Source organism: Streptococcus suis (genome assembly GCF_029616525.1).
In the GTDB taxonomy this organism is placed as follows: Bacteria; Bacillota; Bacilli; order Lactobacillales; family Streptococcaceae; genus Streptococcus; species Streptococcus suis_AF.
In genome coordinates this window covers 21,843-42,253 of the sequence record NZ_JANFME010000003.1, presented here as the reverse complement: position 1 = coordinate 42,253, position 20,411 = coordinate 21,843, and the positions used below count along the sequence as shown (strand labels likewise).

18 protein-coding genes are annotated in these 20,411 nt (G+C 39.1%); 3 read left to right on the top strand and 15 right to left on the bottom strand.

Annotation, left to right across the window (positions count from 1 at the left end; all coding sequences use genetic code 11):
• Nucleotides 1-233: 233 nt before the first annotated feature.
• The 8 genes from dapA to NOL38_RS01910 all read right to left on the bottom strand — a co-directional run bounded on the left by dapA (nt 234) and on the right by NOL38_RS01910 (nt 5,996).
• The gene (dapA, locus tag NOL38_RS01945; protein ID WP_277941213.1) at nt 234-1,169 is read right to left on the bottom strand and encodes a 4-hydroxy-tetrahydrodipicolinate synthase; all 936 of its coding nucleotides are present in this window, start codon (nt 1,167-1,169) and stop codon (nt 234-236) included.
• 60 nt (nt 1,170-1,229) lie between these two features.
• Entirely contained in the window at nt 1,230-1,502 is a 273-nt protein-coding gene (locus tag NOL38_RS01940; RefSeq protein WP_105137806.1) for a hypothetical protein, read from the bottom strand.
• A gap of 24 nt (nt 1,503-1,526) precedes the next feature.
• Nucleotides 1,527-2,603, bottom strand: coding sequence for an aspartate-semialdehyde dehydrogenase (locus tag NOL38_RS01935; RefSeq protein WP_014638064.1), 1,077 nt, complete (start codon nt 2,601-2,603; stop codon nt 1,527-1,529).
• A 285-nt stretch (nt 2,604-2,888) separates the two neighbouring features.
• Nucleotides 2,889-3,176: a DUF1905 domain-containing protein gene (locus NOL38_RS01930; RefSeq protein WP_029996908.1), complete on the bottom strand. Its 288-nt coding sequence runs from the start codon at nt 3,174-3,176 to the stop codon at nt 2,889-2,891.
• Nucleotides 3,177-3,184: 8 nt separating this feature from the next.
• Nucleotides 3,185-3,838: a DNA alkylation repair protein gene (locus NOL38_RS01925; RefSeq protein WP_277941212.1), complete on the bottom strand. Its 654-nt coding sequence runs from the start codon at nt 3,836-3,838 to the stop codon at nt 3,185-3,187.
• A complete protein-coding gene (locus NOL38_RS01920) occupies nt 3,828-4,337 on the bottom strand; it encodes a GNAT family N-acetyltransferase (RefSeq protein ID WP_277941211.1) in 510 nt (169 codons plus the stop codon). The genes NOL38_RS01925 and NOL38_RS01920 overlap by 11 nt, the downstream gene beginning before the upstream one ends.
• Nucleotides 4,338-4,955, bottom strand: a complete 618-nt coding sequence (locus NOL38_RS01915; protein WP_277941210.1) for a DUF5052 family protein — start codon at nt 4,953-4,955, stop codon at nt 4,338-4,340. It lies immediately after the preceding gene.
• A 57-nt stretch (nt 4,956-5,012) separates the two neighbouring features.
• Complete coding sequence (locus NOL38_RS01910) at nt 5,013-5,996, bottom strand: Fic family protein (RefSeq protein WP_277941209.1); 984 nt, start codon at nt 5,994-5,996, stop codon at nt 5,013-5,015.
• Between the two features lie 404 nt (nt 5,997-6,400).
• Between NOL38_RS01910 and NOL38_RS01905 the strand changes: the two genes are divergently transcribed.
• On the top strand, nt 6,401-7,177 hold the full coding sequence (locus NOL38_RS01905; RefSeq protein WP_277941208.1) for a DUF6261 family protein: 777 nt from the start codon (nt 6,401-6,403) through the stop codon (nt 7,175-7,177).
• Between the two features lie 247 nt (nt 7,178-7,424).
• Here the strand turns inward: NOL38_RS01905 and NOL38_RS01900 are convergent, their stop codons facing one another.
• From NOL38_RS01900 to NOL38_RS01880, 5 genes are read right to left on the bottom strand one after another with little or no spacing between them, the layout of a single operon-like run.
• Nucleotides 7,425-8,426 (bottom strand): hypothetical protein, encoded by a 1,002-nt coding sequence (locus tag NOL38_RS01900; protein WP_277941207.1) that lies wholly within the window; start codon nt 8,424-8,426, stop codon nt 7,425-7,427.
• On the bottom strand, nt 8,419-9,048 hold the full coding sequence (locus NOL38_RS01895) for a KwaA family protein (protein WP_277941206.1): 630 nt from the start codon (nt 9,046-9,048) through the stop codon (nt 8,419-8,421). Before NOL38_RS01895 ends, NOL38_RS01900 begins: the two co-directional genes overlap by 8 nt.
• Before the next feature lie 3 nt (nt 9,049-9,051).
• The gene (locus NOL38_RS01890) at nt 9,052-10,302 is read right to left on the bottom strand and encodes a restriction endonuclease subunit S (protein WP_277941205.1); all 1,251 of its coding nucleotides are present in this window, start codon (nt 10,300-10,302) and stop codon (nt 9,052-9,054) included.
• Nucleotides 10,295-11,911: an HsdM family class I SAM-dependent methyltransferase gene (locus NOL38_RS01885; RefSeq protein ID WP_277941204.1), complete on the bottom strand. Its 1,617-nt coding sequence runs from the start codon at nt 11,909-11,911 to the stop codon at nt 10,295-10,297. The genes NOL38_RS01890 and NOL38_RS01885 overlap by 8 nt, the downstream gene beginning before the upstream one ends.
• A 4-nt stretch (nt 11,912-11,915) precedes the next feature.
• Nucleotides 11,916-14,963, bottom strand: a complete 3,048-nt coding sequence (locus NOL38_RS01880; protein WP_277941203.1) for a type I restriction endonuclease — start codon at nt 14,961-14,963, stop codon at nt 11,916-11,918.
• 365 nt (nt 14,964-15,328) lie between these two features.
• Here NOL38_RS01880 and NOL38_RS01875 point away from each other — a divergent pair, with 365 nt between their 5' ends.
• Nucleotides 15,329-16,156 (top strand): peptidoglycan recognition protein family protein, encoded by an 828-nt coding sequence (locus NOL38_RS01875; protein WP_277941202.1) that lies wholly within the window; start codon nt 15,329-15,331, stop codon nt 16,154-16,156.
• Nucleotides 16,157-16,268: 112 nt separating this feature from the next.
• On the opposite strand, the gene NOL38_RS01870 is transcribed toward NOL38_RS01875, so the two are convergent.
• Entirely contained in the window at nt 16,269-17,585 is a 1,317-nt protein-coding gene (locus NOL38_RS01870; protein WP_277941201.1) for an FAD-containing oxidoreductase, read from the bottom strand.
• 216 nt (nt 17,586-17,801) lie between these two features.
• On the opposite strand from NOL38_RS01870, the gene NOL38_RS01865 reads away from it, so the two are divergent.
• The gene (locus tag NOL38_RS01865) at nt 17,802-18,611 is read left to right on the top strand and encodes a PrsW family glutamic-type intramembrane protease (RefSeq protein ID WP_014735960.1); all 810 of its coding nucleotides are present in this window, start codon (nt 17,802-17,804) and stop codon (nt 18,609-18,611) included.
• Between the two features lie 66 nt (nt 18,612-18,677).
• On the opposite strand, the gene NOL38_RS01860 is transcribed toward NOL38_RS01865, so the two are convergent.
• A complete protein-coding gene (locus NOL38_RS01860; protein ID WP_277941200.1) occupies nt 18,678-20,375 on the bottom strand; it encodes a recombinase family protein in 1,698 nt (565 codons plus the stop codon).
• Nucleotides 20,376-20,411 lie beyond the last annotated feature (36 nt).

Genomic DNA, 20,411 nt, shown 5'->3' with positions numbered 1-20,411 from the left:
AACTGATGTGCTTGTGTAAACTTAAATAAAACGAGGAAAATGGCCAGAAGCTCCTCTAGATTAATGTTTTTCTAAACTCCTCACTCTTTATGCTCTAACTCACGTTAAAATAGTCACTCCCCTGACTATCCTCGCTTTCACATTTCTTGGCTGAGGTCTTCTATGGTCACTTTCGTATTTCTTGGTGACCAGCTGAAACAGTTCCCCGAACTGTTTCACTCCCCCAGACATTTTTAATAATCCGGTCTTACAACTCCTGTTACTGTGGCTTTGGTTGCTTCGTAGTCGCCGTCAACGACTACTTTGATAATGCGTTTGGCATCTTCTTCTGGGCATGGAACCAACGGCAAGCGGAGTGGACCAACTTCAAATCCAAGGTAATTAAGAACCGCCTTAACTGGTGCAGGACTTGGATATGAGAAGAGGGCATTGACTTTCGGAATGAACTTGCGTTGAATAGCGGCTGCTGTTCGAATATCTTGTTGTTCGATGGCTGTAAACATTTCATACATCTCATCACCATTCGTGTGAGATGCAACAGAAATCACACCATCTGCTCCCAAGTTCATTGCATGGAAAGCATCGCCATCCTCACCTGTATAAATCAAGAAGTCTTCTGGTTTATGCTCAATTAGGTAAGCCATGTTGGCAAGGCTTGTACACTCTTTAACACCGATGATGTTTGGATGCTCAGCCAAACGCAACATGGTTTCTGGCGTCATTTCAACCACGACACGACCTGGGATATTGTAGATAATAATTGGCAAATCAGAGGCATCCGCAATAGCCTTGAAGTGCTGATACATTCCCTCTTGAGAGGGTTTGTTGTAGTAAGGCACGATAGCAAGCCCTGCCGCAAAGCCTCCGAATGCCGCCACTTCTTTGGCAAACTCAATCGAGTCTCGCGTATCATTTGTACCGATACCTGCAATCAAGGGAACACGACCGTTGATAATTTTTTGCACAGCACCAAATAGTTCCAGTTCTTCCTCGTGTGTCAGGGTTGGACTTTCGGCAGTTGTTCCTGCTAATAAAATCCCTTCTGTGTGATGGGACAACAGATGTTCAATCAACTCAGGTAAAACTTCAAAATTAATCGAGCCATCTTCTTTGAAAGGGGTAATCATTGCTGTAATAATTTTTACATCACGTAAATCTTGAATGGACATATCTCAACCTTTCTACAACTGAATGCCACAATCAAATCATCAAAAGCCAAGCCTTAACATCTAAGCTTTTAATTTTTTGAAAATACGATAGCTATTGACAAAGAAAATCATACTCACTGCTAGGAATACGAGAGCGACTCCAGTAGCACCAACTAAAGAATAAATCCAGTAAATAAAGCGTGGGAGGAGTTTTTCTCCACCTGTTTCTTCCCAAACTAACAAATCTTGCCTGATAATGAATCCATAGACAGCAACTACAAGACCCAAAACGGTACTGAAGAAAATTTGCACCTTTGGGCGTTGCCCCATTTTCTTAGCAATGTTATCATTCATTTTTCAATCTCCTAAACCTAGTCCTTATTTCAACTCAAATTTCAATTCTGCGGTTGGACGAACAAGACCACGTTCATGAAGGGTTTCAGCGATTTGAACAGAGTTCCATGCAGCACCTTTGAGCAAGTTGTCAGAAACAACCCACATGTGAATACCGTTTTCCTTGTCTAAATCTTTACGGATACGACCAACAAAGGTATCGCGACTACCAACAGCATTAATTGCTTGCGGATAAATTTGATTAGCCACATCGTCTTCTAAAACAGCACCTGGAAAGGCTGCAATGGCTGCTTTTACCTCATCAATTGGAGCAATTTCCTTAGTTTCGATGTAAACAGACTCAGAGTGGGCAGACAGGACTGGAATGCGGACGCAGGTTGCAGAAACAGCAATACTGTCATCTTCCATGATTTTCTTAGTCTCTTTTGTCATCTTCATCTCTTCATAAGTGTAGTCATTTTCAGTGAAGAGGTCGATTTGCGGAATAGCATTGAAACCGATTGGGTAATGCTTCTTATCGCCACCTGAAGGAAGAATGTTTGCTTCTACCGCTTTGGGTTCTACGCCATCATTCAAGACTGCACGCAATTGAGCTTGTGTTTCCAAAATAGCTCCCATACCTGCACCAGAGACTGCCTGATAAGTGGATACGATGATCCGCTCCAAGCCCCATTTCTGACGAACAGGCTCCAAGGCAACCATCATTTGAATGGTTGAGCAGTTTGGACAAGCAATGATACCATTGTGGGCATCAAGCGCGTGAGCGTTTACCTCTGGAACAACCAAAGGTACATCTGGATTTTGACGGAAGTAAGAGGTATTGTCAACTACTACAGCTCCTGCTTTCACAGCGTAAGGAGCATACTTGGCAGATGTAGAGCCTCCAGCTGAAAAGAGGGCAATATCCACTCCTTCAAAGGCTGTTTCTGTTGTTTCTTCAATGACAATATCCTGCCCCTTAAACTGCAAGGTCTTGCCTGCTGAACGGGCAGAAGCAAGGAAACGTACTTTCTCGATTGGAAGTGTAGATTCTTCCAACATTTTAATCATTTGGGCACCAACTGCACCAGTCGCACCAACAACAGCTACTACATAGGCCATAGAAATCTCCTTTAAGTCAATTCTTCAAAATTTTCTAAAAATTTGTTATTTCATAATTATACCATAATTTTATAAAATGAAAAGACTGGAATACAAAAAAGCCCACCTAAAAGGTGGGCAAGGGCATCGTTTCCGATGAGGTTAGAAGGTTCACAGCATCTAACCAAGGTCCGCTCCTGCGTTTCAATCTAATGAAGACCTCCCTAGCGTCGAATGTGACAAAGTCACTACTCGGCTCATCGCATGAATCTATTCTACCATAATCTCAAGGATTTGCAAGCCTGATTACTCCAGTCGTTCTTGAATGCTTACTTGTACTCTATCACCAGCCTGTTTTCCAATAGCCGCTCGAATAGCCTTTTGAACGCCAATAATGTAACAGATATTGCCTGCTTCATCCTTGATTCCCATATTGACAATGGAGCCATCATAGGGATGACCATCAAATCTGGCATGTACCTTTACCCTCCCCTTGCCAAACTCTTCTCGTATATCATAGGGAAATATGACATAGGCTCCGCCCTTATCTGGAACAGGGTGGATAGTTGCTACAAATTCATATACTTTAGACAAGATTCCTCCTAAATGTACTTACTAGCTTCACGAATGGATAAGCCTGCCATTTGGGAACTGTACTTTTTTAGAAAAGCCCGTACCCAGTCAGGATTGGTCTTGGAATAATCTCGCAAACTCCAGCCAATCGCCTTGTTAATGAAAAATTCAATCTGATTGAGATTGTTGACCAAAATCTTCTCAAGAAGTTCCGTATCCGTCTTTTCTTTTTGGAGAAGCTGGTGGTCAATGGCAATCCGTCTCAACCAGAAATCATCATCCAAACTCCATTCCAAGATTGTCTGCTTGGCCTCTGGATTGTCCAAAACAATCTTACCGACTAGTTTATCTAATCCATCAATACTATCCCACCAAGACTTACTTTGAGCCAGTTTTTTCAAACGGGGTAAATCAGCTAGAACCAAGTCTTTTTTCTTGGTAACCAGATAATCAATGGCGACATATTGAAATTCACGGTAGGGCTTAGACCAGCAAGCCTCTACAAATTCCCAGTCAATTCCCTGAGCCTTAGATTCTTTGAAAAATTGCCTAGCAACTTTTCGGCGATCAGGTGTCCGAACACCTAGAAAGTCAAAGTGATTCTTCATATAGGCTTTCATGGGTTGAGCTTGACTGGCATCCGCCACAGCTAACAAACGTTTTTCTAATTCGTCAATCTTCATTTTGCTTACCTACAAGAGATTTTTGAAGCCAGACAATATCGTGCCAGGTATCAAATTTATAACCAACGTTTTTGAAATGTGCTACCTGTTCATACCCTCTCTTCTCATGGAGAGCAAGCGAGGCTGGATTAGGAAGAGCAATGCAGGCTAAAAAGTTTTTAAAGCCACGCGCCGTCAATTCTTCTTCCAAGGCATCATACAAGAGACTTCCGATTCCTTTTCCACGTGCCTCTCTACTAACATAAACAGACAATTCAACTGTCCAATCGTAAGCAGCACGAGCATAGTAGGTCGATGCATACGCATAACCCACAACTTTACCTTCTTCTACTGCGACTAGATAGGGAAACTTCTCCAAGGTCTTTTCAATTCGACTTGCGAAGGCTTCCACAGTCGGTACTTCTGTTTCAAAGGTAATAGCGGTCTTTTCTACATAAGGAGCATAAATTGCCACAAGGTCTGCCGCATCCTCTGTCCTTGCGGAACGAATGTCTATCATTTAGTTCTCCAATAATTCTCTATCATAAATTGTATAATCACAGCGGTAGATAATCAACCGCTTGCCATCAATTAAGAGTTCAGAAGTCTTAGGTGCATCAGATGCATAAAGAGACACTTTATCACCTACATAAGTAGCAAGCGGGGTTCCGTTTTGCGAACGAATTAAAACAACCTTAGCCTTACCAGTAAAATTATTTTTCAAGCTAGAAACCATCCGATTAACCAAGGGAATTGCACGATCGTAATTTGCAATATCTACTGTGGTCTGATACTTCGCATACAAGTCTTCCAAACCTTCTTCTGCTGCAATCAAAGATGAGCCTACGTGGTCAATTTCGTAATTACCTAGTGTCACTTTCAAAACAGACGAATCCGCATTAGAATAGCCTTCGGCATCCACTGAGTCGAATTCTTCATTCCGCGAAATCGATAAGGACTTACCAGACATTTCATCTATCAATTGAGAATTTTCATCGTATGTCCGAACTGTCATTTCCAAGCCAATCCATTCTTCCTTGGTATTTTTCCACCAATTTGAAATCGACTGACAGGCTGACAAAGTAAACAAGCTTGCTACGAGTACAGCACTGAGTGCTAGTTTTTTATTCCATTTCATATAAAACCTCCAGTGGTTGATACCTTATTGTAACATGAAAAATGTTTATGAGACCGTCTATGACAGCGAATAATACTTCTTCTTGGTACTACCTGAGGAACGCAGATAACCACATTCTTCGAATCGAGCCAAGTATCGACGAGCTGTAGCTGGACTGAATCCCATTAACTCTTGTAAATCTTTACTAGAGATAGTCGAATGTTGACGTAAAAAAAGAGCAACCTTTTCAAATACAGCCTGCTCTTTTTCGCTCATAATCTGCTCACTCAAAATGAGCGAATTAGTGAGCGAATTAGTGAGCGAATATTCTTCTAATGTTTCAAAAATTGCATCAAGCATGAACTCGATAAAAACAGTTGCATCAACTGATGTATTACTGATTGTTAAACTATCATAGTAAGCCTGTTGGTATTTATAGATTACTGTTTCAATTGGAATCCACTCAAAAATTGACTCCCATTGGTAAAGTAACAAACTTTGCCACAATCTCCCCATGCGTCCATTTCCATCTTCAAAAGGATGAATAATTTCCAATTCATAATGGACAATACAGCTTTTAATCAAGGCGTGTAAATCACTCCGTCTTGCCCAAGCAAATAAGTCTTCAACAAGAAGTTTAATAAATTGAGGTCGGGCACCAACATGGACTACATTTCCCTCACCATCATAGACTCCTACATCCGTTATACGGAATTTCCCTGATTGTTTTACTAATCCTTGAGTTAATGCAGCATGAGCACGTAAGAAATCATTGATATCATAAGGGTCTAAGCCAAAAGCAAATTCATAAGCTTCATAGGCATTTTGAACTTCATGAATTTCTTTCGGCCTTCCTAAGACACGTTTTCCTTCAATGATAGCTGTTACTTGTTCAACAGTTAAACTATTATTTTCTATCGCCAATGATGACTGAATAGAGCGAATACGGTTTTCCTTTCGTAAATGCAGATCACGCTTTTCTAAAACAAGGCGAGTCGTCAAAGAAGAAATCTCTGCTACTCGGCTAATCATTTTTTCAGTTAAAGTATAGTTTGGTTGCATGATGACCTTTCTATATTAAGGTTGTTAAAATTCAATATTAAATTTCTATTCTATAATTGAACTTAAAAGCTTATACCTTATTGTACCATGGAATTGCCTAAACAAAGAAAAATGTGTGCAAGGCATTCAATAAACAAACTGAAATCATATCATTTCAATTTGAAAACATACCAAAACAATAATTTTATTGCAAAAACAATTTTTAAATAAGCAAAACAAACTGAATTGCTATTTTTAAACATTTATATCTTTGTGTTTTGATGCAATTCCTTAAAAATAAAATTTTATTATAGGTAAATATCCTGTTTTGACAAGTTTTAAAAAATTTTTTAAATAATTCTATTTTTTTCTACTTATTTACGAATAGATAAGATGACCGGAAAAAAAGATAGTGAGGTACACAAATGAAAATCCGAATTCCATTATATGCACAACATCTGAATCAAGCAGAATTTACACAACTCATCACCAGTAGTGTTGATACCTTGAAACAATATAGTTCAGCCACCAATGACCCCATGGTAACGGACTTAATCAAACAGCTTGAAGAATCCTTACCCTTACTGAAAAAAAGTCTCAAACAAAAACGTGGCTCAGACATGACGAGTGACTTAAACAAGGCTCTAAAAAATCGAAAGGCTGACTACTCTGCCTTCGTCAACGGACTCAAACTCTTTAAAAATACTCGGACACCAGAGAAATTGCAAGCCTATCACCGCCTACAAGAACTCATCAAACTATACAAAAATACAAGGTCTACCAATATGCAAGAATCATCTGCTTTGATTGATTCTTTGCTAGCCCGACTGGCGAAGCCACCCTACTCAGAAGATATTAGCCTACTTATGTTAGATGAAGCTGTTACCAATCTCCGTGAAAGCCATGAAAGTACATATCGTCTCTATCTGAAAAGAAGTCAGGACAGCAGCACTCGCGAAAAGATAAACAGCTTGGAAGTCCGTAAAACAGCCTTCAATCTGTACACCCTCCTTTATAGTCACTTGGTCAATAAAATAAGCTATGACCCAACGGCACCAGAGAAAGTTATCCTGCAAGTCTTAAATGACATTCGTCAAGATTTTTCAGAAAGAACGCGACAGAAAAATCAAACAGGAACAAGTACTGCTTCCATAAACATTGTGACAAGTCTACCACAAGGAAAAGAAATGGAGACAAGATAGTAAAAATTCCCCCTAGTTCTTTGATTAGGGGGAGTTTTCCTATACAAACTGAGTCTTCCCAACTTTTTTAGCAATTACATCTATTTCATCACTTTGAGTTTGAATATCGTAATCCGCTTTTTTCAACAGATTCGCTATAAATTTTAAAAATTCAATCTCAGGAATATAAATTTTAACTTCAGTTTAACAGAACCTTTTTAATTTTTGGATAATTTATAGGAAAATTATTTTAAATCTAAAATAATATTTAGTTAAAATATGGTAATTCTATTTTATTGTCTAGAATCTTTTCAACAATCTTGTTCTCTAACAATGCGGCAAAAATCTTTATTTGATTTCCTTGTACTACAATCTTATTTTCCGAATCCAAAAATTCTGGTATATCACTTTCAGAATAGAGACTACCTTCATCATTAACATGATTCCTTATTCGTTCAATAGCGGATTGCAATTGTTTCTTATTAATTTGGTTAATCGTACGATTTCCATTTCCAGTATATAAGGACAGCGATTTGGAAAGTGTATAGTTGCTTGTAATAATGCTTTTTACTTCATAAATATCGACAATATCTACACTTACATTGTCTTTCGTTAAAGTCAATCTCTCATCATTCTGACCACTAAACCTCTCTAATGTTTTACCAGCATATTCATTTATATGACTAGTTAATTGCAACTCGGAATCTAATACAAATACATCATATACTTTTATATTATATTTTTCGTCAGTGCTAGAGATTTCGCATAAAAAATTTGACATCGGTAAATCCAATCCAGCTTTGATTTCACTTACCTCAACAGGTATTGTTCTCTCTGGACCACTATGCCGTTTTAGTACCCAAAATACTTTGTCCTCCACCTTTAATTGTCTTTTCTTTACAGAAGCTAAATATATTAAGCTGCAATTCCCTTCTTTAAAATAATAAACAACTAGATTAGGCTGAAAACTGCCATCACTATCGTCTTTGTAATTAATATCATCAATACTTCTTAATTTATGATTATTGTGAGAATAGTCTATATTAAAAAAGTCAACCAATTTATAGTATGGATTATCAGAAGTAATAGCTGGAATTTCAAATTTCTTAGGATTATCAATAGTACCTAAAATTTTTATACCTCTCTGGCTTGGAAAATCTATTTTGGATTCTACCTTTTCTAATTCAGTATCTTGTGTATTCAATGATTTTACAATTAATTCACCTTCCCTTACCTCAGCTAATGCAATCCTTATCAACTTTTTACTCATTTATGTTTTCCTTTCCAACCACACCTAAATTACTGTCTTCAACCTTTCCTAAGTGGACAAATTTTATTTCTTTTCCAAGCAATGCTTTTAATTGACTATTCTCAATAAATAACAGTATGTTTTGATTATTTTCTTTACCTATAACTAAAGAATATCCGACCATCATTAATGGAACATTTACAAAAAGTTCATTTGAATGCCAATAAAAATATCCTAGAATAAACTGAATCAGCATGACTGAAACAATACCAGTTAAAGGCGTATCAGGTACCGAAATAGTTGTAACAACCGGTAGTAAAACACCTAAAATAAATTCTCTACTCCCATTATTGTATGAATAACCAATACTTCCAATTCTTCCATTGCTCCTAAGATACGCCACGCTTTCCCCGATTTTTTTCTTTACATAAAGCAATGATAGAAAAGAGATGAACGATAATATAACTAGAATAAAAAATGCTAATTTTTTAGTTGTCAACAAAATTTCATGATTTGGAAACAACCTTCCATTAGCCTCAATATACTGAACAAACATGATAATGAGTAGAAAGAGGTAACATAACAAAAAAGATGAAAAGAAATAGGTAAATTTAAAATGAGTACTGACATTATCATTAAACATATGTTACTCCTCCACCTTCACTTGTCCATTCATGAGCATTGGTAAGAGCCAATCACGGAGTTGGGTTAGTTCTTGGTTTTGTTTTAAATTATTTGTTATTTGTAAAAAATAACTATCGACTAGGTTGAAAAAATTTTCAACAACTCGTTCATCAGGAATAGTCATCAGCAGATTTCTTATCAGTTCCTGAGATAAATTGTCCCTAGCTGAGCCACTGCTTAAAGTTACGAGATGTGAGTATAAATCCTCTATAAAGAATTTAAAATAATACTTTAGTCTATTGTCATCTAAAGTAACAGCACAAATTGCTTGATTCGTTGAAGATTCAAACGCTAAAAAACTTACTTTACCAGCAGTTGCACCATACATTGCAATCAGTATAGAATCCGCTGGGAATAATTTAGCACTAGAGTTTTTTAATCCGAACTCTGTTATATAATTAGTTGTAGAGATAATAATAGATTTATTAAGCTCTCCACTATTTACCCAAGGAATTGTCCCATTAGAATAATACTCAGCAGTAGTGGATTTTGGAGTACCACCTGAACCAGTTTTTGCTATCTCCGATACTTTTTCTACTCCCCACCCTTCTGGTATTTCACGTTTGAGTTGGTCGTTATATACCATTTTACCACCAGAGAACTTGTAGGGTTTGCCATTTTCATCAGGGAAATCAAACTGCACAAACCAATAATCATAAAGCGTCTTGGCCATAGCCTCCAACTCTTCGTTGATTTGATTATTCAGAGCGATTTTTTGGTCGATATTCTTTAGAATACTGATTATACTTTCATAATTTTCAACAGGAGATAAAATAGGAAAGGCTCTCAAAGTTTGTAAGGGAAGAAATTTCTGTACCGCTCCATTTAGAAATTTTTTTATAAAACTTTGTGCATAAGGACTTTGTAAATAGTAATACAACCAATAAGCTTCTTTCTCAGTTTTACTAGAAAATACCCCAATATTTTTTATTGAGTAGTCTATTTCCTCATTTTTCCTCTGTTCTATATAAACATTTCCTACACTACCAATCATACTAAATAGAACATCGAACTGGCTAACTTTACTCCGCTTATTTATTGCTAAATAATCTTCTTGAGATATTAGATAAGCACTATTTAAATCTAATTTATTTCCGATAATATTCTTTGAAGTAACCAATTTATAGCCATGGTCAGAGGGCTTCGGGGTATCATGAGTGCCATCAAAAACTTCCCTACAATAATTATTAGCTATAATAAATTTCTCACTCATACCTCACCCTCCTCAGCTGCTTCTCTATTTCCTTTTCCAATTCATGGGATTGGGCGAAGAGGTTGGCTAGGCGGTCTTGGTAGCCCTGCATTTTTTCTTCAAATTCTTCTGGGCTAATGTCAACGTAATCAATCTTGATGTCAAAGTACTGACCTGCACTGAGGGAGTAGTTCTTATCCTTAATCTCCTCATAGCTGACCTTGACAGAGAAGTCTTCGACAACATCTTGCTTAATAAAGGTCTGAATGATTTGCCCTTCTTCTTCTGGGCTAAGGACTGTCTTTTGGTTCTTGCCTTCCTTGACCTTAGTGCCAAGATTAGAGGCGTCAATCAAGACCACATCGTCCTTATTCTTCTTATCGATAAAGAGGATAGAGACATTGGTACCTGTTGTCGCAAAGATATTGGACGGCATGGAGACAACACCTGCCAACATCTTCTCATCGACCAGGTGCTGACGGATTTTCTTGTCAATACCTGACTGGGCAGTGATAAAGCCCGTAGGCAAGACAATAGCTGCCTGCCCGTCTTCCTTCAAACTATGGATAATATGCTGGATAAAGAGTTGGTAGATAGCCATACTCTCTTTTTTCTTGTTGGGAATCTTTGGCACACCTGCAAAGAAGCGTTCACTACTATTTGGCAGGCTTTCTACCTGATCTCGCCACTCAGAAAAATCTAGTTTGAACGGAGGATTGGATACGATATAGTCCATCTTCTCCACATGGCGATTGTTGAGAATTGTATTTCCCTGCACGATATTGTGAATGGAGTGCTGCAAGCCATTGAGAATCAAGTTGAGACGCAAGAGATTGGAGGATTTTTGAGAAATGTCCTGACTGTAAACACTGGTACGGTCCGTACCAATCTGACTGGCCAAGTTCATCAAGAGAGTCCCCGAACCAGCAGAAGGATCGTAGATTTTGACATTACTTGGTTGGTCATTTCCCACCAAAATAGCCGCGATGATTTTGGCAACAGAGTGAGGTGTGTAGTATTCCGCATACTTTCCACCACCGTCTTTGTTATAGTCCTTAATCATGTACTCAAACAAGGTGGAGAAAAAGTCAAAGCCCTGTGAAAAAATCTGCTGGTCAAACTTAACACGCGCCAAGAGATTGATAATAGAAGCTGCCACTTCATTTCGCTTGCTGGCATCAGAAATCGTATCCGTAATCAAGCGCTGGTCAAAGAGACGAATATCTGTCCCACCATCCGTATGGACAGAGAAAATAGCATTGTTGTCAATAGCAATCTGATTGAGCGTTTGTTCAAAAATCTCAGCAAAATCTGCTTGGTTCTGTCGACGGTGTAAGCTTTCAATCAGCTGTTCAGGTTTTAGATGAGCAGTTTTGGTTCCAATATCATCTAAAAACCAGTCATAATCTTCTTCAGACAAGTTCAAAAGACCTTGGTAATCATAGGATTCGTCAATGTTCAGGGCTTCGTACAAAAACTTATCATTCAAAAATTTGTAAAGGAAGGACTGGGTCAGAAGCTTATACTCCCCCGCTTCTCCTCCAAGTCCTGCATGGGTAAAGACGGCTTTTAGGTCATCCACCAAGCCTTGGACTTGACTTTGCACCTGCACGATATAATGTTCTTCCATTTGTTTAATATTCTCCTTCATAGACTTCCATTAGGGAACGAATCAACTTATCATAATCGACTCGTTTGAGTTGCTTCCCTACTTCTGTTTTCATCATTTCTTTACGGGCCAGTTGCCTGATCTGCGCTACCAAATAGGCTTCGTTTTCCAGAATGCCTTGATTAAGCCCGATTTGATAATCAATCAGAGGTTTGGCACCTTTTAGCACCTGATAAATAGCTGGGAAGTCACTGACAACTGTTGATTGGGTAATGTGCTTAAAGGCACGGGCAGACATGGTATCACCACCAAAGTTCATGGCCAAGCGATTCATCCGTGATTTGTAATCCTCTACAGAGTCGAACAAGCTTTGGTAGGCCTGTTTGGTCTCCTTGATACGTTCCAAGCTGTATCCTTCAACTTCCTGTGTCATGTGCTTGTTTAGGATACGTTGAAACTCTTCATAAAGACTTACCCATTCTGGATCTTTTTCATCCCTCCGCAAATTGATACCATTGGCCACACGGCGTCGGATATCGTCCAAATCATTGGCTGCCAGTCGTAGTTCCTCTTCCTTTATCTTGGTAAAACTAAAGCTAGTCTCAGACATGGCTAGATTCAATAGTTGCTGACTGGAAAAACTATCTGGTTTTTCTAACAAGCTCAAAGTCAAGAGGCGGCGGGATAGCATATTTAAAAGGCTAGCAATTTCTCCCATATTGACCTGTTTGACAATATCGTGGTAGCCATGCAAACGTGCCATGTTGTAGTACTGACGAATGGTTTCAAGAGATTTTCGGAGGGCGATTAACTCTTTCCTATCCTTGACTTCATCGATGGCTCTTCCGAAAAATTCTAAGTTATCTGTCGGATAGTTCATTAGAACTCGGTTAGAGCTCGTCAACTGTTCCTGGACTTCTTCTGAGGACACAAAAATAGTTCCAAAAGGATTATCTCCGTCTTCTTCTGTCAAAGCGGCCTGGTATTCCCGATTGAGTTCTTCCAGATAGGCTTTATTGGTCTTGTCAAATTCCTTGGAAATGTCCGCAAAATCAATGACATAGCCAAAAGCATAATCCTTGTACGGACGGTTGACACGGGTTAAGGTCTGCAAGAGATTATGGGCCTTGATTTTCCGTCCAAGATAGAGCCGTTTCAGCCTTGGTGCATCAAAACCAGTCAAGAGCATGGAGTAGACGATGACAAAGTCTGTCAGACCGTCCTTGAATTTATCCACTTCTTCTTTCTTGTATTCCTTATCTCCAGCATCATGTAAAATCAAGGTTGAAGTGAAGGATGTAAGCCCTGCTTTTCGACGGTCTTCTAACTGTTTGTGTAATTCTCGGGCTTGTTCTGAAGAATCACAGACCACCATTCCACCGATAGACTGGTCGCCAAATAAGATCTCTCGTGCTCTTGTAAAATCATCAAGAATAAAGTCTAGCATTGGAGAGACATAACGGGGGTGGGCAAAAATTTCTTTCTTTTCAATGGAGCCTTTTTGAATCTCTTCGTGTACAGCTTGTAGATTTTCCTTGTAAGAAGTTTCAATATCTTCCCTCATCAACCGTAGGGTAAAACCGTCAGCAATGGATTGATTATAGTAGTATTTGTGGATATAGTCCCCAAAGATATCACGAGTCGTCACAGCTGTTTCCTCGGTTTTACCGTCAGCCTTTGTCGCAATCAAAGGCGTTCCTGTCAGTGCAATCTTAACAGCTTCTTTATCAGCATTATATAGATTTGGCAGATAGGAACCTTTTTCATTGTAAGAACGGTGAGCCTCATCAATGAAGTAGATATTTTGCCGATTCAAGTCATAGCCTGAATGATCTGTCAAATCAGAGGATTCTTTGAATTTTTGGATGTTGACAACAGAAACATGGTGCTGGTCTTGAATCTGATTTAACTCGCTGGGTTTATTAATTCGTTTGACTTTGAGACCACGCTTGCTAAATTCCTTAAAGGCTTGATCAGCCAAATCCAATCGGTCTACCACAAAGTAAAATTGCGGAACGATCCCTCTTTTAGCATAAAAGTCTCGTAAATATCGGATATTGAAAAAGGCGAGAGCGGTTTTTCCAGAACCTTGTGTATGCCAAATAACACCTTTCTTCATCCCTTCTTCCAATCCTCGCTCAATTGCCTTGGTCGCAAAATATTGAGGATAGCGCATGGCGTGTTTTTGTAGTTGAATCTGGTCATGCTCATCTCGTTCTTCCACATAGACTAGACCATAGCGGAGCATGAAAAAGAGCCGTTCTTTCTGATAAAGGGAAGTTAAAAAGGAATTGCAAGGACTTGCAGGATCCAAGTTGGTTCGGAATTCAACTTGCGACTTGAGGGCAAAACGATTAACATCTGTGAGAACCAAATCAATCATTTCTTCTTCCAATGGAGATAGAACTAATTGCTCTGGTTCTTCTTCCTTGAACGAGTTAAATTTGGTACCAGATGAAGCATTGGTGCAGTAATAAGAACCTTGCAACTGTTGTCCTTGGCTATCATCATAGGGAAGATTGTCTGAAAAAGCAATCAACTGTGTGATATTGTTAAACCGTCTGAACTTTTTATTTTCAAATCGAAACTTGGTCCGATCCTTTTCAGACTGAATACCTGTCTTCCCCTCTCGAATGGCATTTGGTTGTTTGACTTCTATATAACTAAGTGGCAAACCATTTATAAATATCGTAATATCTGGTCGGAACTCTTCTTCACCATTTTGGCAGGTTACTTCTAAGGCTATATGGAAGGTATTCTCCTCTATATTATCCCAATTGATATAGGTGTAGTCAGAATCTGCATGAATACGGTTGAAAAAACTTCGTCCAATATCATCTTGTTCCAATTCCAAGCGGATATTCTCAAATTCTTGTTCAAAATCAGCTTCACTTGCATAATTGTTCAATTTAAGGAACTGTTGTTTAAAAATGGATAGTAAGATATTTGTATCCGGATCTCGTTCTTTAACTTCTTTACTAGTAGCCGAAAGATAGTCATAACCGAGTCTGGTCAAATGTAAAGCAGCAGGTATTTGCACCCTCGTAAACTCATTGTGTTCCTTTCTTATCATACATGCTCTCCTAGTCTATTCTTACCATTCATTATACCATATTTGCAAGTGCTTACCGACAAAAAACCGCCCTATTGGACTGTTACAGATTCTACAAAAGTATGTGATAAAAAAACTTGTGTAAAAATCTGCCTTAGATAAAAGTCTTGATCTGTAATGTAATTACTTGATGTTTTATTCATTAAATTTTAAGACTTTATTAACAATCCCGTACTATACTAATACCTATGTTCCACAAAATTAGAAATCAATTACATTCATTTCCTCTAAAACAGCAGCTTTCCACGGCCATAATTATAGCGATAACCATAGTTGTTTTAGCAAGCATCTTCAATACCACTAAATCCACTAGTGCTTCGATTGCCATGTTAAATAATAGTGTTGCCAATCAATCTGCCCTCCTAGCTACTGAAAATTCTGTAACTGTCTATACAGATCTGGATAGCATGGAGGAGCAAACGTTATCTGAAGAAAGTCTTGTGACAATAACAGAATATTTTACGCTGGAAACGGACCAAGAAGACATCTTACTTGCGACTATTGAGTTAAATAGTGAAACATTCTATGTAGAAGCCACCAATCTGGAATTGGTCCAAGCCAATGAAATCAATAGCTATATCGCACAAATGGGCTATCCTCACGTTGAAATGTCTGAAGACATTGAGACTATGTTTGAACAAGAAGCTTACACAACTGAATCCGGTAATCCTATAGGCATTATCATCCACGATACTGGTGTTGACTATTCAACCATTGACAATGAAGTGGCATATATGATTGAAAATTATGCAGAAGAGGGAGTTTTTGTTCATAGTTTCATTGACAATGACACAATTCTAGAAATTGCTGATGCTTCATACAAGGCGCAGGGAGCCGGACCAAATGGCAACTCAAGCTATATTCAATTTGAAATGACACATGTTTATACACAAGATGATTTTGCTATGCAACTTGCAAATGCAGCCTATTACACCGCATATATGCTGTCTCAGTATAATTTACCCGTTACTGTAGGAGATGAAAACGGTGGTGGCAGTATCTGGACCCACGAGATGGTGTCCATATACTTGGGTGGTACAGATCATATTGATCCGACAGCCTACTGGGATGCCTCTGCTTCAGAATTATTTGCAACAACCTATGATGTGGATGATTTTGCTCAGCTGGTTCAGGCCTATTACAACATGATGTAAATAATAGCTGAAAATTTAATTTACTTGCTAGATTATTTCATACAAAAACAGATGTTCACAAAGCAGCGAGCATCTGTTTTTCTATTGTTCAGTATCTAATACACCCGACTATTTAAAAATTAAAGACATCATTCAAATTCTCAGCCATTGTCGGATGAGTGAAAATCTGTGTTTTGAAGTAGGTATAAGGAATCTTATTGTCAATCGCCATAGCAATCAAGTTAATCAGCTCCTCTGAATTGCGACCAAAGAGAGTCGCCCCCAGAACAAGCTTACTTTCCTTATCCACGATAACCTTGAAAATTCCTTTTAGGTCATTGTTAACATGGGCACGTGGCATATTAGCGACAGGCAATTCATTGGCAATGTAGTCGTAACCTGCTTCCTTGGCTTCCTTCTCGGTCAGACCGACACGAGAAAGCACAGGCGTGATAAAGACGCTAGTTGGGATTGACTTACGTTGACTCAAGCTGTAAGTTCCAGTCCCAGTCAACTTGCCGAAAACGATACGGAAGTCGTCTAGGGATGTGTAAGTGAATTGTGGACCGCCATTGACATCGCCCACTGCGTAGACACCTGGAACAGTGGTTTCACAGTAGTCATCCACCTTAACAGCACCATTTCCCAAAAGCTCAATCGCCGTATTTTCCAAGCCCAAGTCAGCAGTGTTCGGCACCCGACCTGTCGCATAGAGGACAGCGTCGAAAATTGCTGTTTGACCATTGACTGTCACAGCAACTTGATCACCTGTTGCTGCCACTTGTTCGATGTTTGCTCCGAGCACGAAAGTCACGCCAGCTTCTTCCATGTACTCCTTGGCTAGCTTGGCAACCACTTCCTCTTCTCTTGGTAAAATAGCAGAGCTGGCTTCATATACCGTCACCTGGCTGCCGAGTTTGCTGTAAAGTCCAGCAAATTCCAATCCAATGTTACCACCACCGATAATTGCCAACTTGTTAGGACGAGTTTCCAAGTTCTGAATGCCTGTACTATCATAAACGTGAGCTGTATCCAACAAACCTGGAATTGGAAGCACGCGCGACTTAGCACCTGTATTGATGACGATGGTTTCCGCAGTTAGTTGAATGGATTCCTCACCAGCCGATACTTCCACAATCTTGTCAGCTACAAAACGTGCGTGTCCTTGATACAAACTAGCACCACTGCCTTTCAAGACTGCCTCGTTTTTGTTCCTCAAGCGAGTGGTGACTGTTTCTTTTTGCTCCATTACCTGCTCAAAAGTCCAGTTTTTATCAGCTGCTACCAAGAGAGTCTTGGTTGGAATACAGCCAATATTGATACAAGTCCCGCCAAACATAGCAGGATTTTCCTCAACCAAGGCAACCTTTTTTCCAGCTGCTGACAGCTTACCTGCCAAGGTCTTACCAGCCTTTCCAAAACCAATGACTACTAAATCATATTGTTCCATAAAATACTCCTTTTATTTTTTCAACATTAGTCTATCAAAAAAGAAAATTTTTGGCACAATTCTGCTACGGCTCTATTATGGAGTCCTAGTTGCAGGAAAAAACATTACAATAACTGAGAAGCTTTAGATAAAAAATAGGTGAATAATAGACGAAATGTACTTATTTTTGATATAATGTATCCGTACACTAGTTTATTAATACAGAAAGGTAAAACTATGAAAGAAAAATTTCAAATGTGTAAAACCTATCTTCCAGTCGTCTTAGCAACGATTGGATTTGTCAACGGTTGCAAAATTATCTTTGGAGAATTAGGTAAGCCAAATGGCATGGAAGCTAAATATCCTCTCTTTCTCCTCACAATTTCCTTGGTCGCTATTTACATCATCCCCCTACTGGTACTGACATATTACTTAGCTAAACGCTATAACATCTCCAAACAAGTTATAGGGCTTAGCTGGCTTTTAGGCTTAACAAGTAGCATCTCTTTTTCTGAACTGGGACATACAGCTATCGGATATTTCCTGCTCGAAATCGTTAAAGCTAGTAATAATTTCCTAAATGACTGGGGCGCAGCTATTTCAGGTCCATTGGCAGAAGAAATCGGAAAAGGGCTAACTGTTCTACTTGTACTGCTTATTTGTAGAAAAATGACACTAAAAAATGCATTGGTAAGCGGAGTGATTGTTGGATTAGGTTTCCAAATCATGGAAGACATCACCTTTGTTTTTAGAGACATGTTCATGAATAAATTAGACGGCTTTGAAACCATTCTTGAACGCGTTGGCCAAGCTGGTTGGGCCCATTGGGTTTTCACGCTTCTCTTTGCCATTGGCTTAGTAGCCCTTCTCACGAAAAATACAGGTATGTCAAAAGCACAGGGAGTATTTTGGATTGGTGCAAGCTTTGGAATCCATTTTCTCTTTAATTCACCATTCAACACGGGCATCTTCCAGACGGTGTTTCCTATCTTGAGTATTTTCCTTGGCTTACTTGCCTATCAAACGGTTGAGAAACTATCTGAATAGACAAAAAATCCGCCTTAGCCGAGCTGACATTTAGCAGTTTAGTTATTAGGGGTTAATAGTAGCGAGTCAGTCCGCCTGACTCGCTTTTTCGTTGTTTAGTTTTCCGATGAAATTGTAATAAATGTCTATCTGGATGATTCGGTTGCGTTTCGTGCCAGTTGGCTTGTGAATTACAATCTTGTCAATCAGTTCATTTATCATTTCAACGGTTAATTCTGAAACTTGTGTATATTTGGAAATTCTCGTCATGAATTTGGAGATATTTAAGCTATCTTCTTGTTGTTTGGCGAGTTTTTCTGTTAAGTCAGAAATGGAGGTTTGAAGTTGCTCCTGTTCTTCTTCATAAGTCTGGCTTAACTTCACAAAGCGTTCATCTGAAATTTTTCCAAGTAGATTGTCTTCGTAAAGCTGTTGAATAATACGGTCGATTTCTTTGGAGCGGTGTTCGTCTTTTTGAAGTTGTTGACGCTGGCGTTTGTTATCCTTGCTGAATTGAGCCTGACTCTGTTGCTCTAACTTCTTCAAAAAGTTTTCTCGGTCAAGCTGAGCTTCAGAAATGGTCTGGCGGAGTTTGTCGCTCACAATCTCAATTAGGGCAGATTTCTGAATGTAGTGCGGATTCTCGCACCCGTCAATTGGTCTGTGGTAGCCAGAACACTTGTAGTGGTCGTGATTGAGTCCAGTCTTGCTCTCAAATGGACAAAAGTAATGTTTCCGCCCACAAGTTCCGCAAAAGACCAGTCCCGCAAACAGATTTTCATGTCCAAGTCGATTTTTATACCGCTGATTCGAACGCTTGTGGCTTCGCATTTTCTGGACAATATCGAAAGTTTCTTGGTCTATAATTGCTTCATGGGTATTTTTGAAAATCAGCCAATCTTCTCTTGGAAGGTTAACAGACCTTTTGTCCTTATAAGATTTTGTCCGCGTCCGAAGGTTGATGGTATGACCAAGATATTCTTCACGCCCTAAAATAGCACTCAGTGTTTCCCGAGTCCAAAAATATGGCAGAGCCTCCACATTTGGACTAGCAGAAATGGGCTTCAAGCCAATTTCGATTCGGTGACGGTCTGGCTTGAAAACTTTGTCGTTTTCTAATCCTTTCGCAATCTCTGAAAGACTTTTTCCGCTTTTAGCTTCTTGAAAAATCCGTTTCACAACTTCGCTGGCAACAGGGTCTATTATCCAGTTTTTAGGGCTACTTGGGTCTTTAAGATAACCATAAGGTGGGTTGGTCGTGACGGGCACACCCGATTTCGCCTTGGCTTGAAAGACAGCTCGAATCTTTTTGCTGGTGTCCGCCGCATACATTTCATCCATGAGGCTCTTGATTGGTAGGAAAATGGAGTTGGTTTCATTTGGCTTGTTTGAATCTATACCGTCACTAAGGGCGATAAATCGGACATCAAAACTCGGAAAAGTAATTTCCGTTAGTTGCCCAACCTTGATATAAGACCTCCCTAAACGGCTTAAATCCTTAACGATGAAGTTTGAAACTTGTCCATTTTCCACCAACCGCAACGCTTCTGAAATAGCTGGTCGGTCAAAATTCGTTCCGCTGAAGCCATCATCAACGAAAAGGACTGGATTTGGCAGTTTTTCTCTGGCTACCACTTCAAAAAGAATATTCTTCTGATTGATAATGGAGTTACTGTCGCCGTCCAATCCATCGTCTTGGCTCAAACGGCAATAAACAACCGTAATATCCGACAGTCTGGAAGTATCTACTTGTCTATAATCTGAAATTGTCAAAGTTCTGTTCATGTGTTTTCTCCTTTTGGAGTTCACACACCTTATACT

Coding starts and splice junctions, on each gene's coding strand:
- NOL38_RS01925 (WP_277941212.1), bottom strand. CDS start 3,838: ATGAAGATTGACGAATTAGAAAAACGTTTGTTAGCTGTGGCGGATGCC.
- NOL38_RS01920 (WP_277941211.1), bottom strand. CDS start 4,337: ATGATAGACATTCGTTCCGCAAGGACAGAGGATGCGGCAGACCTTGTG.
- NOL38_RS01915 (WP_277941210.1), bottom strand. CDS start 4,955: ATGAAATGGAATAAAAAACTAGCACTCAGTGCTGTACTCGTAGCAAGC.
- NOL38_RS01880 (WP_277941203.1), bottom strand. CDS start 14,963: ATGATAAGAAAGGAACACAATGAGTTTACGAGGGTGCAAATACCTGCT.
- NOL38_RS01870 (WP_277941201.1), bottom strand. CDS start 17,585: ATGGAACAATATGATTTAGTAGTCATTGGTTTTGGAAAGGCTGGTAAG.
- NOL38_RS01890 (WP_277941205.1), bottom strand. CDS start 10,302: ATGAGTGAGAAATTTATTATAGCTAATAATTATTGTAGGGAAGTTTTT.
- NOL38_RS01885 (WP_277941204.1), bottom strand. CDS start 11,911: ATGGAAGAACATTATATCGTGCAGGTGCAAAGTCAAGTCCAAGGCTTG.
- NOL38_RS01860 (WP_277941200.1), bottom strand. CDS start 20,375: ATGAACAGAACTTTGACAATTTCAGATTATAGACAAGTAGATACTTCC.
- NOL38_RS01875 (WP_277941202.1), top strand. CDS start 15,329: ATGTTAAATAATAGTGTTGCCAATCAATCTGCCCTCCTAGCTACTGAA.
- NOL38_RS01905 (WP_277941208.1), top strand. CDS start 6,401: ATGAAAATCCGAATTCCATTATATGCACAACATCTGAATCAAGCAGAA.
- dapA (WP_277941213.1), bottom strand. CDS start 1,169: ATGTCCATTCAAGATTTACGTGATGTAAAAATTATTACAGCAATGATT.
- NOL38_RS01910 (WP_277941209.1), bottom strand. CDS start 5,996: ATGCAACCAAACTATACTTTAACTGAAAAAATGATTAGCCGAGTAGCA.
- NOL38_RS01935 (WP_014638064.1), bottom strand. CDS start 2,603: ATGGCCTATGTAGTAGCTGTTGTTGGTGCGACTGGTGCAGTTGGTGCC.
- NOL38_RS01865 (WP_014735960.1), top strand. CDS start 17,802: ATGAAAGAAAAATTTCAAATGTGTAAAACCTATCTTCCAGTCGTCTTA.
- NOL38_RS01895 (WP_277941206.1), bottom strand. CDS start 9,048: ATGTTTAATGATAATGTCAGTACTCATTTTAAATTTACCTATTTCTTT.
- NOL38_RS01900 (WP_277941207.1), bottom strand. CDS start 8,426: ATGAGTAAAAAGTTGATAAGGATTGCATTAGCTGAGGTAAGGGAAGGT.
- NOL38_RS01940 (WP_105137806.1), bottom strand. CDS start 1,502: ATGAATGATAACATTGCTAAGAAAATGGGGCAACGCCCAAAGGTGCAA.